At 63.9% G+C, this 14,700-nt stretch carries 17 protein-coding genes; 3 read left to right on the forward strand and 14 right to left on the reverse strand.

Features of this window, described 5'->3' with window-relative positions:
- Positions 1-3 precede the first annotated feature (3 nt).
- The 3 genes from LPW39_RS12290 (at position 4) to LPW39_RS12300 (ending at position 2,014) form a co-directional block, all read left to right on the forward strand.
- Positions 4-1,017, forward strand: coding sequence for a hypothetical protein (locus LPW39_RS12290; RefSeq protein WP_230775134.1), 1,014 nt, complete (start codon positions 4-6; stop codon positions 1,015-1,017).
- An 81-nt stretch (positions 1,018-1,098) separates the two neighbouring features.
- Positions 1,099-1,722, forward strand: coding sequence for a mechanosensitive ion channel domain-containing protein (locus LPW39_RS12295; RefSeq protein ID WP_230775136.1), 624 nt, complete (start codon positions 1,099-1,101; stop codon positions 1,720-1,722).
- Between the two features lie 118 nt (positions 1,723-1,840).
- Complete coding sequence (locus LPW39_RS12300; protein ID WP_021026435.1) at positions 1,841-2,014, forward strand: DUF1328 domain-containing protein; 174 nt, start codon at positions 1,841-1,843, stop codon at positions 2,012-2,014.
- Positions 2,015-2,109: 95 nt separating this feature from the next.
- Here LPW39_RS12300 and LPW39_RS12305 read toward each other — a convergent pair whose 3' ends face one another.
- From LPW39_RS12305 to LPW39_RS12370, 14 genes are all read right to left on the reverse strand, one after another.
- Positions 2,110-3,867 carry an ABC transporter ATP-binding protein/permease gene (locus tag LPW39_RS12305; RefSeq protein WP_230775138.1) on the reverse strand — a complete coding sequence of 586 codons (1,758 nt, stop codon included), beginning with the start codon at positions 3,865-3,867 and terminating at the stop codon, positions 2,110-2,112.
- A gap of 101 nt (positions 3,868-3,968) precedes the next feature.
- A complete protein-coding gene (gene nagZ / locus LPW39_RS12310; RefSeq protein WP_230775140.1) occupies positions 3,969-5,054 on the reverse strand; it encodes a beta-N-acetylhexosaminidase in 1,086 nt (361 codons plus the stop codon).
- 56 nt (positions 5,055-5,110) lie between these two features.
- Positions 5,111-5,503 carry a holo-ACP synthase gene (acpS, locus tag LPW39_RS12315; protein ID WP_230775142.1) on the reverse strand — a complete coding sequence of 131 codons (393 nt, stop codon included), beginning with the start codon at positions 5,501-5,503 and terminating at the stop codon, positions 5,111-5,113.
- A gap of 20 nt (positions 5,504-5,523) precedes the next feature.
- A complete protein-coding gene (locus tag LPW39_RS12320; protein WP_230775144.1) occupies positions 5,524-6,294 on the reverse strand; it encodes a pyridoxine 5'-phosphate synthase in 771 nt (256 codons plus the stop codon).
- Complete coding sequence (gene recO / locus LPW39_RS12325; RefSeq protein ID WP_230775147.1) at positions 6,291-7,052, reverse strand: DNA repair protein RecO; 762 nt, start codon at positions 7,050-7,052, stop codon at positions 6,291-6,293. Before recO ends, LPW39_RS12320 begins: the two co-directional genes overlap by 4 nt.
- A gap of 115 nt (positions 7,053-7,167) precedes the next feature.
- Positions 7,168-8,244, reverse strand: a complete 1,077-nt coding sequence (gene era / locus LPW39_RS12330) for a GTPase Era (RefSeq protein WP_407928833.1) — start codon at positions 8,242-8,244, stop codon at positions 7,168-7,170.
- Positions 8,245-8,250: 6 nt separating this feature from the next.
- Positions 8,251-8,934: a ribonuclease III gene (gene rnc, locus LPW39_RS12335; RefSeq protein ID WP_027010793.1), complete on the reverse strand. Its 684-nt coding sequence runs from the start codon at positions 8,932-8,934 to the stop codon at positions 8,251-8,253.
- Positions 8,935-9,294 (reverse strand): DUF4845 domain-containing protein, encoded by a 360-nt coding sequence (locus LPW39_RS12340; protein WP_230775149.1) that lies wholly within the window; start codon positions 9,292-9,294, stop codon positions 8,935-8,937.
- A gap of 34 nt (positions 9,295-9,328) precedes the next feature.
- Positions 9,329-10,297 carry a signal peptidase I gene (lepB, locus tag LPW39_RS12345; protein ID WP_230775150.1) on the reverse strand — a complete coding sequence of 323 codons (969 nt, stop codon included), beginning with the start codon at positions 10,295-10,297 and terminating at the stop codon, positions 9,329-9,331.
- Positions 10,298-10,323: 26 nt separating this feature from the next.
- A complete protein-coding gene (gene lepA / locus LPW39_RS12350; RefSeq protein ID WP_230775159.1) occupies positions 10,324-12,132 on the reverse strand; it encodes a translation elongation factor 4 in 1,809 nt (602 codons plus the stop codon).
- A gap of 156 nt (positions 12,133-12,288) precedes the next feature.
- Positions 12,289-13,239, reverse strand: a complete 951-nt coding sequence (locus LPW39_RS12355; RefSeq protein ID WP_230775161.1) for an MBL fold metallo-hydrolase — start codon at positions 13,237-13,239, stop codon at positions 12,289-12,291.
- Positions 13,240-13,305: 66 nt separating this feature from the next.
- Complete coding sequence (locus LPW39_RS12360) at positions 13,306-13,596, reverse strand: hypothetical protein (protein ID WP_230775163.1); 291 nt, start codon at positions 13,594-13,596, stop codon at positions 13,306-13,308.
- Entirely contained in the window at positions 13,593-13,988 is a 396-nt protein-coding gene (locus tag LPW39_RS12365) for a nuclear transport factor 2 family protein (RefSeq protein WP_230775165.1), read from the reverse strand. Before LPW39_RS12365 ends, LPW39_RS12360 begins: the two co-directional genes overlap by 4 nt.
- A gap of 19 nt (positions 13,989-14,007) precedes the next feature.
- On the reverse strand, positions 14,008-14,643 hold the full coding sequence (locus LPW39_RS12370; protein ID WP_230775172.1) for a DsbA family protein: 636 nt from the start codon (positions 14,641-14,643) through the stop codon (positions 14,008-14,010).
- Positions 14,644-14,700: the final 57 nt, after the last annotated feature.

The raw sequence follows: 14,700 nt of genomic DNA on the forward strand, positions 1-14,700 counted from the left end.
TGCATGCAAATACCCCGTTACTGGGCGCAAGCACGCCTGCGCCATGAAACCAGCCCGCGCCATGGCGCCACCGTTCAACGCTGGGGCTGGTCCGACCAAAGCCCTGATGCCGCTCAAGCCCACGCCCAGCAGCGTGCCCAGGCCGCGCTCGACCAGGTGCTCAGTGCCCCGCAGCTGCGCAACCTCGATGCCAGCTTTCAGCGCATGGAGCGCTTGGGTGAATATGGCCTGAACGGCCAGACTCCCATCCGGGAAGAAATTCTGGGCCAGCGCGGCCAGACGGTGATGACGCGCAACAGCTATGGCGCGCACTGCCTCAACACCCCCGATGTCGCCATCGCCGACATGGACTTCCCGCCGCAACCGAAGCCACCCAGCGCAACGCCGCTGCTGATCGCGGCACTCTTGGCGCTGGCAGCGGGCTTCGTCATGTTTCCATTGGGCGGTGTGCTGCCCGCTGTGGCGGTGCTGGCGGGTGCGGTCGTGGTCTTGGCGCTGTGGCTCAGGCGCTGGTTGAACCTGCGCCAAAAACAGGCCGGCAGCGCCGATCCCCGGCAACTGGCGCTGGAGCGGGTCACCGCCTTCAGCCAGCAGCACCCCGACTGGGGTCTGCGCGTTTACAGCACGCCCAAGGGGCTGCGCATCATCGTCACCCACGAGGCCATGCGGCCCACGGACAGCGCGGTGCAGGCACTGTTCGCCGCGTTGCAGGTCGATCCGGTCTACCAGCGCCTGTGCCTGCAGCAGCAGTGCTTTCGCGCCCGCGTGACCGGCAAGCCCTGGCGCATGGGCCTGTCCGGCCCAAGCCCGCAGGTGCGGCGCTGGCCGGTCGCGGCCAACCAGCTGGCGGCCCGGGCGGAATGGACGCAGGTCTACGACCAGCGAGCGGCGCAGTACAGCGCCTGCCAGTTCATTGCGCAGTTGGGCCAGGCCCACATGGGCATGGACATCCAGGCTATGGTCGACTGGCACGACGAGGCCTGCCGCGCTCAGCAAAGCCAGCTGCCGCTGGCCTGAACACCGCTCCGTCGTCCCCGATAATCAGCGCTTCTCCCAGCACGGGCCCCTTCAGCGCCCGTGGCATGCTCCGCTCCCGCCATGAACCGACTCAAACTCCTGATCCCCGAATGGGCCACTGAATGGGTGGACATCATCGTGCCCGCCATACAGATCACCCTGATCCTGCTGCTGGCCATCACGCTCAACTATGTCACCCGCAAGCTCATCACCCGCGTGGCCCAGCACTACCACTGGCCACTGGAGCTGGCCGTGCCCATCAAGGGCCTGGTGCGCTGGCTCATCATTGGCGGCACCTGCCTGCTGATTCTGGAGCGCCTGGGGGTCAGCGCCACGGTGCTGTGGACGGCGTTCTCCGGCTTTGCGGCGGTCGGCGCCGTGGCTTTCTTCGCTGCCTGGAGCGTGCTGTCCAACTTCTTCTGCGCGGTGCTGATCTTCACCGTGCGGCCCTACCGGCTGGGCGACTACATCGAGGTGCTGGACGGCCTAGACAAGCCTGGTGCCAAGGGCCGGGTGGTCGATATCAACATGCTCTACACGACACTGGAAGATTTTGTGGCGGACCGCAGCCAAAGCGTGGTGCTGCAAATCCCCAACACCCACATCTTCCAGAAGGTGGTGCGCCGCTGGACCGATGATCCCCCGCCCCAGCAGCCGCCAGAGGCCAGCCCGGCTGCGCCAGCCGATACGCCCGCCGTGCCATGACACCGCGCATTCCAGGCGGCTGTCAGCGCCAGCCTACCGGTACTTGCCTCTTCGGCCCACGGCGCTGATTCGCCCCCCTGCTTAAGATCAACCATCACATGACAACAGGAGGTGTTCGATGCTTAAGTGGGCCATTATTTTTGCGGTGATCTCGTTGCTCGCCGGTGTGTTCGGTTTTACCGGTGTTGCCTCCGGCGCAGCGGGTATTGCGAAGATCCTTTTCTTCATCTTCATCGCCATCACGGTCATCTTCCTGGTGATCGCCCTGCTGGGTGTCGGCGCCGTTGCCTGACCTCCGCCTTGACTAGCCAAAGCTGACAAATGCCTGCCTTGTGCAGGCATTTTTTTGGGCCCCGCGCAGCGGGTCATAGGCTGAGGCGATGCAGCCTAACGCGTTGCAGAGGCCGTCAGCACCGCATGCTGCGCTGGATCGAGCTGCCAGCGCCCGCCATGGAAGGCCTGCACGCTGTCGCGATGGGCGACGGACACCAGCGATCCCCCACGCTCTCGCACCAGCGCCACCAGCGCCGCATAGACCTCGGCCTCGGTCGCCTGGTCCAGCGCGCTGGTGGCCTCATCTGCAAACACCCAGGCCGGGCGTTTGAGCAAGACCCGCGCAATCGCCAGGCGCTGCTGCTCCCCGCCCGAGAGCACGGCATTCCAGGCGGCGGCCTCATCAAGCCGCTTCACCAACGGTGCCAGCTGCGCTGCGCGCAAGGCCGCCTGCAGCTGGGCATCGCCATAGTCCGCAGCGGGCTGCGGGTAAGCCAGGGCCTGGCGCAGGCTGCCAGCGGGGAAATAAGGGCGCTGCGCAATGAACATGCTGTCCATCGGCCGCTGCACCCGGCCGCGCGCAAAGGGCCAGATGCCGGCCAGGCTGCGCAGCAAGGTCGATTTGCCACTGCCCGAACGCCCGCTGATCAGCACATCCTGGCCAGCTCCCAGCTGCAATGCCGCATTGTCGATCACGACCCGGCCATCGGGCAGCGCCACTTGCAGGCCCTGGGTTTGCAGATGGTCAGCTGCCTCCAGCATCGGGCCCTGGCCTTGGGCCTGGGCCTGCAGACCGGCCTCAAAGCTCGCCAGACGCCGCGTGGTGGCGCGCCAGGCCGCTATATCGCTGTAGTTGTTGACGATCCAGCTGAGCGAATCCTGCACCTGGTTGAAGGCCGAGGCAATCTGCATCAGCTGGCCCAGCTGGATGGCGCCGCTGAAAAAGCGCGGCGCGGCAATGATGAAGGGAAACACCACGGCAGCCTGACCAAAGAAATTGGTGAACCAGGCGAGTTTTTTTTGCTGGCGGATCAGCAACAGGTAGTTGCCCAGCACATCGCCAAAGCGCAGGCGCAGCTGCTCGCCCTCTACCCGCTCGCCGCCGTCCATCGCAATGGCTTCGGCATGCTCGCGCACGCGGATCATGTGGTGGCGGTAGTTGGCCTCCAGGCGCTGTTGCTGGATATTCAGGCCCACCTGCGGCTTGCCCAGCCACAGCGATATGGCACTGCCCACCAGGCAGTACACGACGGCCATCCAGACCATGAAGCCGGGAATATGCAGGCTGCCGCCGCCCAGCACGGCAGACAGGTCCAGGTCCATCGCTGCACTCAGCCCCCAGAGGATGCCGACAAAGCTGACAAAGGTGACCAGGGCGTTGAGCAGGCCCATGCTGAGCGCCACGGTGTAGCTGCTGAACAGGTTGATGTCTTCCTGGATGCGCTGGTCGGGGTTGTCCGGCATCTGCTGGCTGCCGCTGTAGCGGCCCAGCTCCATGCGGTAGAAGGCCTTGTTGGCCAGCCAGCGGCCTTGCAGGTGCTCGGTGAGCCAGCGGCGCCAGTGCCATTGCAGCAGCTGGGTGAGGTAGAACTTGTAGACCGCAATGACGATGTAGACCAGCGCCAGCCACAGAAAGCGCCAGAGCTGGTGCCAGAACACATCGGCCTGCTTGTTCTGCAGCGCATCGTAGAACACCCGGTTCCAGCTGTTGATCTGCACCAGCATGAACACGGCAGCCAGGTTCAGCGCCACAATGGCCGCCAGCAGGCCCCAGGCACGGACCTTGTCCTCGGATACAAAATACGGCCGCGTCAGCGCCAGGGCCTCGCGGCCGGCCAGCGCCACGCGGCGCAAGGGGTTGTGAAGGGACATAGCTCTCTGCCATTCGTGGGGTCAGAGAGCAATCTAGAGGACGGGGCTGAGGCGAGGCTTAAACCGCCACCTCAGCCAGCAACACGGGAGGCCCTTCCCGCTCAGCCCAGCAGATCCAGCGCGTCCTGGTAGGCCGGCTGGCGCATCAGCTCATCCCAGGGCTGGGGCACGGTTTCGGGCAGCAGCGCCAGGCGGCGCGATTCCGAATCCTCGTCCGGCTGCCAGCGGCCACTGCGCAGCGCGTCGTCCATGCCGTCGAGCAGCTCATCCACATGGGCGCCCAGGCCCAGGCTCTGGTTGCACAGCAGCACCATGTCGCAGCCAGCAGACAAGGCGGCCAGCGCGGCCTCAGTGTAGCTGATCACGCTGCCATTGATGCGGCGCGCGCCCTCCATGCTCAGGTCGTCGCTGAAGATCGCACCGTCGTAGCGCAGGCGGCTGCGCAGCACGTCCTTGAGCCATTTCTCGCTGAAGCCGGCCGGGCGCTTGTCCACCTTGGGATAAATCACATGCGCGGGCATCACCGCCGTCAGCACGCTGCTCAGCCAGGGGTAAGGCGCGGCATCCTCGGCCAGGATGGCGCTCAGGCTGCGCCCGTCAACGGGGATATCGACATGCGAATCGGCCTTGACAAAACCATGGCCGGGGAAATGCTTGCCGCAGTTGCCCATGCCCGCCTGCAGCAGGCCGTGCATCAGGCTCTTGGCCAGCATCGCGACCACGCGCGGGTCACGGTGAAAGCTGCGGTCACCGATGACCGAGCTTTCGCCATAGTCCAGATCCAGCACCGGGGTGAAGCTGAAATCCACCGCGCAGGCCCGCAGCTCGGCGCCCAGCACATAGCCGGCAGCGGTAGCGGCATTCATCGCCCGCATTGCGCCGCTGCCCGGGCGGTGCTTGCTGCCCTGGCCGTCGTCCATCCACATCTGGCCAAAATGCCGCATCGATGGCAGGTGCGTGAAGCCATCCGTACGGAAGCGCTGCACGCGCCCGCCCTCGTGGTCCACACAGATCAGCAGATCGGGCTTGATGGCCTTGATCTGCGCGCACAGCTGCACCAGCGCCGAGCGGCTCTCCCAGTTGCGGGCAAACAGGATGATGCCCCCGACCAGCGGGTGGGCCAGGCGGGCGCGGTCGGCATCGGTCAGGGCCTTGCCGGCGATATCAATGATCAGAGGAGCGTGCATGGAAGGGGTGCAGAAAAGTCAGAAACGGGCCCTGGCAGGGCCCGGGGAATCGGGAGTCAGAGCTTCTCGACCACGCAAAAGCTGGCGGCGTAGTCGACCTCGTCGGTCACGGTGATATGGGCGGTCAGGCCTTGCGCCTCGAACCAGGTGGCCAGCTCACCATGCAGCCGGATGCCGGGCTTTCCGCTGGGCAGGTTGATGACCTCGCAGTGGCGCCAGGTCATCGGCATGCGCATGCCCAGGCCCACGGCCTTGCTGAAGGCCTCCTTGGCCGAAAAGCGCGTGGCCATGTAGCGCACGCCCCGGTCGGGCCAGCGCTCGCTGCGGCGGCGCCAGACGGCCAGCTCGCCCTCGGCCAGCACCTTGTGGGCAAAGCGCTCGCCCTGGCGCTCCAAGGTCGCGCGGATGCGGCGGATGTCGCAGATGTCGGTGCCAATACCGTAGATCATGCTGTCACAGACCTGGGGGTTTAGAGCAGCACGCCATCGGCGCGGGCATCGAGCGAGCGGCGGTAGGCGCGCACGGCTTCGGCGTAGCCCATCTCCAGCGCGTCGGTCACAAAGGCGTGGCCGATCGACACTTCCAGCACCTGGGGCACATGGGTCACAAAGGGGGTGAGGTTGCGCAGGCTCAGGTCATGGCCGGCATTGACGCCCAGGCCCACAGCCTGTGCGGCCTTGGCCGCTGCCACGTAGCGTGCCAACTGCGTGCCTTGCTCGGGCGTGCCAAAGGCGGCCGCATAGGGCTCGGTGTACAGCTCGACCCGGTCGGCGCCCACGGCCTTGGCAGCGGCCATCTGCTCCGGGATCGGGTCCATGAACAGGCTCACGCGCACGCCCAAAGCCTTGCACTCGTCAATCAGGGGCTTGAGGCGCTCGGCATCCTGCGGAAAGCTCCAGCCATGGTCGCTGGTGAACTGGTCCTCGCCATCGGGCACAAAGGTAGCCTGGTGCGGACGGTACTTGCGCACATAGTCCATCAGATTCTGGAAAGGATTGCCTTCGATGTTGTACTCGCGCTTGACCGGCCAGGTGGCGATCACGCCTGCGAGCTTTTCCACATCGCCGGGGCGGATGTGGCGCTCGTCCGGCCGGGGGTGCACGGTGATCCCCTGCGCGCCCGCTTCCAGGCACAGCCGTGCCGCACGCGTCACGCTGGGAATCTCCAGGTGGCGGGTGTTACGTACCAGTGCCACCTTGTTGAGGTTGATAGACAGGGCAGTTTTCACGGGGGTAGTCATAGCGATTGGATATCCATCATCAACTGGCGCGTACGCAATACCGGCTGACCACAGTGGTGTTGCAGCAGCGTACGCAACTGAACTTTTAACTCGCCGGCACACAACACGCAAGCCCTCAGAACAGCCGGATAGGGATTTGCCGCCGACAGCGCTTCCTCCAGGGCCTCCCATTGTGCACCGGTCAGGCCCGCCCTGTCCTGCCCATGGGCCTCGCGCAGGCCGGCATCGGGCACCAGCACATAGCGCGTGGCGGGTTGGAGCGGCTGCAGCGACAGCGTCTGCGCCGCCAGCGAGGGCAGCAGCCCCAGCTCGCGCAGCAGCAGCAGCTCGAAGGCGCGCAGCACGGGCTCGAGCACATCGCCATGGTCGGTGGCCAGCACGCGCACCACACCGGCATAGATGTCGAACAGGTTGGCAAAGGGGTCCTCGCGCGCCAGCAGCCGCATCAGCAGCTCATTGAGGTAGAGGCCCGACAGCAGGCCACCGCCCACCGGCATCGTGTGGCCGCCCACCCATTCAGCGCTTTTGAGCGTGTGGATGTCCGAGCCGCCCTCGCCCGCGATGCCCCAGGACAGGCGCAGCGGCTGCAAGGCCAGCAGCACCGGACGAAAGTTGGAAGTGGGTTTCTTGACGCCCTTGGCAACCAGCGCCACGCGCCCCCGGTGGCGGGTAAAGCACTCCAGCACCAGGCTGGATTCACTCCAGTCATACCGGTGCAGGATATAGGCCGGTTCCTCATTGACGCGCTTGACAGCCATGGCTCAGGGGGTTGCATTGCGTGGCCCGCGCAGGGCCACAGAAGAGGTCAGGTACCAGGCACTGGGCGCCAACCGGGCACAGCAGGCTGTGCGCCGGTGTTGTGCCCGTTGACGCTTATTCGTAGCCGAAGGACTTGACCCGGGCCTCGTCGTCGGCCCAGCCGGACTTGACCTTGACCCAGACCTCCAGGAACACCTTGGCACCCAGCAGCTTTTCCAGCTCCTGGCGCGCTTCGGTGCTGATGCGCTTGAGCTTTTCGCCCTTCTCGCCAATCACCATGGCCTTGTGGCCATCGCGCTCGACGACGATGGTCGCGGCAATGCGCATGAAGCGGCCATGCGTCTTGCTAGGCTCTTCGTCGAACTTGTCGATGACAACGGTCGAGGTGTAGGGCAGCTCATCGCCAGTAAAGCGGAAGAGCTTTTCGCGCACCGTCTCGGATGCCAGAAACTTCTCGCTGCGGTCGGTCAGCTCTTCGGGACCATAGAACCAGGCCTGCTCGGGCAGGTATTTTTCGCAGATGCCGAACAGGCGATCGATATCGCCCTTGTTCTTGGCGGACATCGGCACGAACTCGGCAAAGGGGTGGCGCTCCTGCATGTCACGCAGCCAGGGCGCAATCTCGTGGCGGCGGTGCACGGTGTCGAGCTTGTTGGCAATCAGCAGGGTCGGAATGCCGGGCTTGAACAGCGACAGCACCTTGGCATCGGCCAGCGTAAAGCTGCCCGCCTCGACGACGAACAGGATCAGGTCCACATCGCCGATGGCACCCATCACCGTCTTGTTGAGCGACTTGTTCAACGCGCGCGAATGGCGGGTCTGGAAGCCGGGCGTATCGACAAACACGAACTGGGTGTTGTCCTTTGTGCGGATACCGGTGATGCGGTGGCGCGTGGTCTGCGCCTTGCGCGAGGTGATCGAGATCTTCTGGCCGACCAGCGCATTCATCAAGGTGGACTTGCCCACATTGGGCTTGCCGACGATGGCAATCAGGCCGCAGCGCTGCGGGCCGGTAGGCGCGGCGGGCGCCTCGGCCTGCTCGGCATCGGGGGCGCTGACGCGGGCCACGGTCGCACCAGGCTTGGCGGCGGCCAGCATCGCGTCCAGGTCGGAGAGGGTCTGGCCCGAAGGCAACAGCTCTGCAGGGTCTTGGCCAGCAGCGCTTGGAGAAGGAGATTTTTTCGAGGTCATAAAAGCTTAGCGATGCTGGGTCTGCAGTTGTTGCAACATGATGGCGGCTGCCGCCTGCTCGGCTGCACGGCGCGATGCGCCAGCGCCTTCGCTGCGGGCCTGGAAGGCCGGCACCACGCAGTCGACATGGAAGGTCTGCGCATGCGCAGCCCCGGTTGTGCCGGTCACCACATACTCCGGAACCGATTTCTTGCGTGCCTGCAGCCACTCCTGCAGCGCCGTCTTGGCATCCTTGGACGCGGCGGGCATGTGCTGCGAGATCTCTACACGCTCGTAGAGATGATGCACGATCGCCTCGGCCTGCGTATAGCCGGCATCCAAGTAAACCGCTCCGATAATCGCCTCGACCGCATCGGCAAGGATCGAAGGGCGCTCACGCCCGCCCGATTTGGACTCGCCTTCGCCCAGGCGCAGCACCTTGGCCAGCTGCAGGCGCAGCGCAATCTGGTGCAAGGTGTCTTGCTTGACCAGGTTGGCACGCATGCGCGAGAGCTCGCCCTCCGGGGTGCCCTTGAGCTTCTGGAACAGCATCGTCGACACCGCCAGGCCCAGCACCGAGTCACCCAGAAACTCCAGGCGCTCATTGTGATCTGCACAAAAACTACGGTGCGTTACCGCTCGCTGCAGCAACGCACCGTTCGCAAAAGAATACTGCAGGCGTTCCTGCAATCGACTGAGTTCTGATTCCACCTACTTCACACTATCGTTAAAACGGAAGACCAGATAAACGGGCCCGTACAGCGGAATGTCCCGCTCGTAGTTGTACGACACCACAATCTTGCCGTCCGTGTCCTTGGTCACTTCCAAATCATTGGCATTGACCGAGGTCATGTCATCAATGGCCTGCGAGCGCTCATAAATGCTGCGCACCTCCTGCACTGTCGTGCCCTGGCGGGCAGCCTTGATCGCTGCCTTCTTGATGTTCATGTTCTCGATCACGACAGGGACTGCCTTGCTGCCCACAATGGCCAGAGCCACGATGATGAAACCCCAGAGCACCACACCGATGAACGACATGCCGCGTTGGCGGTGTCTGGGTGCATGTTTCATAGCCTGCATAGTCAATCCCTCTTAGAAAACTTTTTTAGTTAAACGGTCCGATACGCTTGATGTTACCGAAATTCATCCACACAAAGAAGGCCCGGCCCACAATATTGGCATCGGGCACAAAGCCCCAGTAACGGGAATCCAACGAGTTGTCGCGGTTGTCGCCCATCATGAAGTAATGGCCTTCGGGCACCTTGCAGGTCACGCCTTCAACGCTGTAGCGGCAGTTGTCCTTGTACTTGAAGTCCGTCACGCCCTGGACGAAATTGGGCACGTCCGGGTTGATGATGGAGCGGTGCGGCTTGTCACCCAACTGCTCTTCAATCTGCTTGAAGTAGCGCATCGCATCCTGCTCGAAGTAATCGGGCTGGTTGGTGGTCGGCACGACCTTGCCATTGATCGTCAGGCGCTTGTTGATGTAGGCCACCTCGTCACCGGGCACACCGACCACACGCTTGATGTAGTCCATGCTGGGCTGTGGCGGGTAGCGGAACACCATCACATCGCCGCGCTTGGGGGCATTGCCTTCGGTGATCTTCTTGTTGATCACCGGCAGGCGCACGCCATAGGTGAACTTGTTGACCAGGATCAGGTCGCCAACCTGCAGGGTCGGGATCATCGAGCCCGACGGGATCTTGAACGGCTCGAACAGAAAGGAGCGCAGGATGAAGACCACGGCGATCACCGGGAACAGACCAGCGGTCCAGTCCAGCCACCAGGGCTGCATCAGAAGGCGCGTCTTGCCCTCTTGCACGTCGATGCCGTCCACCTTGTCGATACCCTGGGCATCGAGCTGCCGGCGGCGCTCGGCCGCCGAGACCTCCAGCTGCGCGGCAGCTGCCTGGCGCCGGGGGAAGAAGTAAAAGCGCTCCGCCAGCCAGTAGGCGCCGGTGATCACCGTGGCCAAAAACAGCAGCAGTGCAAAATTGCCTTCGATGGCGCCGCTGTACCAGGCGCCCATATAGGCCACAAAGGCGGCCAGAATCAGTGTTGTCAGGAGTTGCATAGCTTTGCTTTTGGCTTCTTCTCTTCTTAATCGTCCACTTGCAGAATCGCCAGGAACGCCTCTTGGGGCACTTCGACCGAACCGATCTGTTTCATGCGCTTCTTACCGGCCTTCTGCTTTTCCAGCAGCTTGCGCTTACGCGTGATGTCGCCACCATAGCACTTGGCCAGCACGTTCTTGCGCATCGCCTTGACGGTCTCGCGGGCGATGATGTTGGCACCAATCGCCGCCTGGATCGCCACATCGAACATCTGGCGGCTGATGATTTCGCGCATCTTGGCCACCACCGCACGGCCCCGGTAGACCGACTGCGAACGGTGCACGATGATGGACAGCGCGTCCACCTTCTCGCCGTTGAGCAGGATGTCGACCTTGACCACGTCGGAGGCCCGGTATTCCTTGAACTCGTAGTCCATCGAGGCATAGCCGCGCGAGACCGATTTGAGCTTGTCAAAGAAGTCCAGCACGATTTCGCCCAGCGGCATTTCGTAGGTGAGCATCACCTGGCGTCCGTGGTAGGCCATGTCCATCTGAACACCGCGCTTCTGGTTCGCCAGGGTCATCACCGGGCCCACATAGTCCTGCGGCATATAGAGGTGCACGGTCACGATCGGTTCCCGCACCTCTTCCAGACGGCCGGCATCGGGCATCTTCGAGGGGTTTTCCACATCGATGAGCTCGCCATCGGCCTTGAGCACCTGGTAGACCACGCTGGGCGCGGTGGTGATCAGGTCCTGGTCGAACTCGCGCTCCAGGCGCTCCTGCACGATTTCCATGTGCAGCAGGCCCAGGAAGCCGCAACGGAAGCCAAAGCCCAGCGCCTGCGACACTTCGGGCTCGTAATGCAGTGCTGCATCGTTGAGCTGCAGTTTTTCCAGCGCATCACGCAGCTGGTCATATTCAGAGGCCTCGGTCGGGTACAGGCCGGCAAACACCTGGGATTTGACTTCCTTGAAGCCCGGCAGCGGCGCGCTGGCGGGGCCCAGGTTGTTGGGCAGCTTCTTTTCCAACGTGATGGTGTCACCCACCTTGGCGGCCTTCAGCTCCTTGATACCGGCAATGATGTAGCCCACCTCACCGGCCTTGAGCACATCGCGCGGCTCATTGGCGGGCGTGAACACGCCCAGGCTGTTGGCTTCATAGGCCGCGCCGGTGGCCATCATCTTGAAGCGCTCGTTCTTCTTGAGCTGGCCATCGACCACGCGCACCAGCATCACGACGCCCACATAGGGGTCAAACCAGCTGTCCACGATCATCGCGCGCAGGGGTGCTTCGGGCTCGCCCTTGGGTGGCGGCACCTTGGCCACCACGGCTTCCAGAATTTCTTCAATGCCCATGCCGGTCTTGGCCGAGCAGGGAATCGCGTCGCTGGCGTCAATGCCGATCACATCCTCGATCTCGGCCTTGGCATTGTCCGGGTCTGCATTGGGCAGATCCATCTTGTTGAGCACGGCGAACACTTCCACGCCCAGGTCCAGTGCGGTGTAGCAGTTGGCCACCGTCTGGGCTTCAACGCCCTGCGACGCATCGACCACCAGCAGCGCGCCTTCGCAGGCCGACAGCGAACGCGAGACTTCATAGGAGAAGTCCACGTGGCCGGGGGTGTCGATCAGGTTCAGGTTGTAGACCTTGCCGTCCTTGGCCTTGTACTGCAAGGCGGCTGTCTGCGCCTTGATGGTGATACCGCGCTCTTTCTCGATGTCCATCGAGTCCAGCACCTGTGCCTCCATGTCGCGCTCGGCCAGGCCTCCGCAATACTGGATCAGGCGGTCCGCCAAGGTCGACTTGCCATGGTCAATATGGGCAATGATGGAAAAATTACGAATGTGCTGCATTAACAAACAACGGAAAAAGGCCTGGAATCGGGCGCGCACGCCAAAGGGGGCTGGAGATTCCAGCCAAAACACGCATTGTAGGCAAAAAGCAATGCACCCCAGCGGGGATAGCCGATCCCGCCGGGGTGCCGTGCTGTGGGCCGTATCAGCCCCTCATCAATGCCACTGCATCTCGCCCTTGGCCACCTTGGCGCTCAGCGCCAGGCCTTCCAGACCGCCCAGGTGGGGAAAGCGCTGCTTCATCGCCGCTTCCAGCGCAGCGCCGTCCTTGGCCTTGGCCGTTTCTTCGTCAAAGGCGCGGATGTAATCGGCGGTAAAGTCCACGGCCGCCGTGCCCGCGGGCATCGTGCCGGCAAAGTGGCCGGGGATCACCACATCGGGGCCCAGTGCCTTGATGCGCGCCAGCGTCGCCAGCCAGTCGCTGTGCGACTGCGGCGTCTGGGTATCGGCCATCCAGACATGCTCACCGGCCATCACCGGGATGCCACCGGCCACCGTCTTGATCGACGGAATCCAGACCACCGTGCGGTCCGGCGTCGGGCCATCCAGGCCAATCAGCTGCAAGGTCTGGCCATCCACCTGCAGGCTGTCACCCTGCAGCGGCTGGGGCACCACCAGTTGCTTGGGCGCGTTCTCGCCCAGTTGCGGGCCCCAAACCTTGAGCTTCTCATCCTTGGTGGCCTCGATATGGGCAATGGTCTGCGGTGTGGCCACAATCTTGGCTTCTGGGAAAGCGGCCTGCAGGGTGTCCAGACCAAAGTAGAAGTCCGGGTCGCCATGGCTGATGTAGATGGTCGTCAGGCGCTTGCCGGTGGCCTTGATCTTGTCAGCCAGCTTGCGCGCCTGCTCGGCCGAGAACTGCGCATCGATCAGCAGCACCTCAGTCTTGCCCTGCACCAGCACCGAAGACACGGCGAAGATCGCCTGCTCACCCGGGTTGAAGACCTCGGTGGTCAGTGCGGCCTGTTGGGTGTCGGCCGGCGCGGTTGCTGCGGGCGCGCTGGCCGCTGTGGCAGCGGGCGCCGATGTGCTGCTGCTGCGGTCACAGCCCACCAACAGAGCGGCGGCGAGTGCGCAGGCGGACAGGGCGTAGTAGCGTTGCTTCATGGTCTGGTTTGCTTTCAAAAAAGGATTCAACAAAGGTGGGCGCAGCCGGGGCTGCAACCCGGTGATTCAGGCATGGGCAGGGCCCTCTGCCATTGCTTGCGCAAGGGCCGCCTGCAGCTGGGCCAGTTCCTGCGCGTAGCTTTCGCGCTGGCGAAAGCGCTTGCCGGCGCGCTCGTACCAGTTCTCGGCGTCTTCCAGATCGCCTTCCTGCAAATGCACGATGCCGTGCAACCAGGAGGCCAGCAGGCCGGGGATGCGCTGCACGCCGTCGTGGGCGGCATGCCACTCGCCCGCTTGCAGCTGGGCTGCCAGCATTTGCAACTGGCGCAGCTCGTCCGGCGTCTGCATGGCGGTCATGGCTGCATCGCCTGGCGCATGGCGGCGCTGTCCACCACCTGCTCCATGCGGATGATCTGGCCATCGCGCAGCTGGTAGAGGTGCGAAAAGCTCGCCGCCATCGCCCGGCCGCTGGCGCGGTGGGTGCCGGTGTAGCGGCCAAAGGCGGCCACCCAGTCGCCATCGGCCAGGTAGCTGTGCACCTGCACGCGGAAGTCCGCCCAGTCGTTGCCCAGGCGCGCAAACACGCCCGCCACGATCTGCGCCGCGCCCACATACGTGCCGGCATAGGGCGATCCGGCCGCCTCGATCCACAGCACCTCGGGCGCCAGCGCTGCCATCAAATGGCGGGCGTTGTCCTCGGGGCTGCCTTCATAGGTAGCACGGATGGTGTCCAGGTTGCGGGTGGTCATAGAGAGTCTCCGTACAGATTCAGGCGGCTAGGCACTGCGCCACAAACGCCTGGGGGTTGGAGAAAGCGGCGCTGGCGTTCAGCAGCTGGCGCTGGCCATTGCGCTCCAGCACAAAGCTGGGCACACCCTGGGCGCCCAGCTGGCGCATCAGCTGCCGGGCCTGGGCCATGCGGCTGTTGTTGGCGTCCATCAAAGCGGCATCGGGCTGGGCCAGCCGGGCGGCAGCGTCGTTCAGGCCCAGGCCGCGCAGCAGCTCCAGCAATACGGGGATGGCGGTGTTGTCCAGCCCATCCACATAGCGCGCATGCTGGATGGCCTTGAGCGCCTCGGCCTCGCGCTCAGGTGCCGTCAGGTGCACGGCAGTCAGCGCCACTGTGGCCGGGCCGCTGTCAAACATCTGCTGTGGTTTCTCCAGCACCTCGCTGCGATAGCGCTGGCTGAAAGGCTGGCCGGTCAAGCGCTCGATGCGCTGGTCATTGCTCCAGGCATAGGCGGCAAAGGCCTCGTCCATGGGGCGGGCGCCTTCGCCCGAGAAAAGTCCGCTGGGCAGCAATTGCAGCTGCTCGGCAGCTTGCTGCGCCAGGCTGTCCAGCACCGGGCCGGCGCCATAGCACCAGCCACACAGAGGATCAAAGAGGTAGTACAGGCGATTCATATTCATTGCTTATCGAATGCGATGGCGCCATAGTAGTCAATTTGGATTGACAAATAA

This window comes from Comamonas koreensis, from assembly GCF_021026195.1.
Lineage (GTDB): Bacteria > Pseudomonadota > Gammaproteobacteria > Burkholderiales > Burkholderiaceae_C > Comamonas > Comamonas koreensis.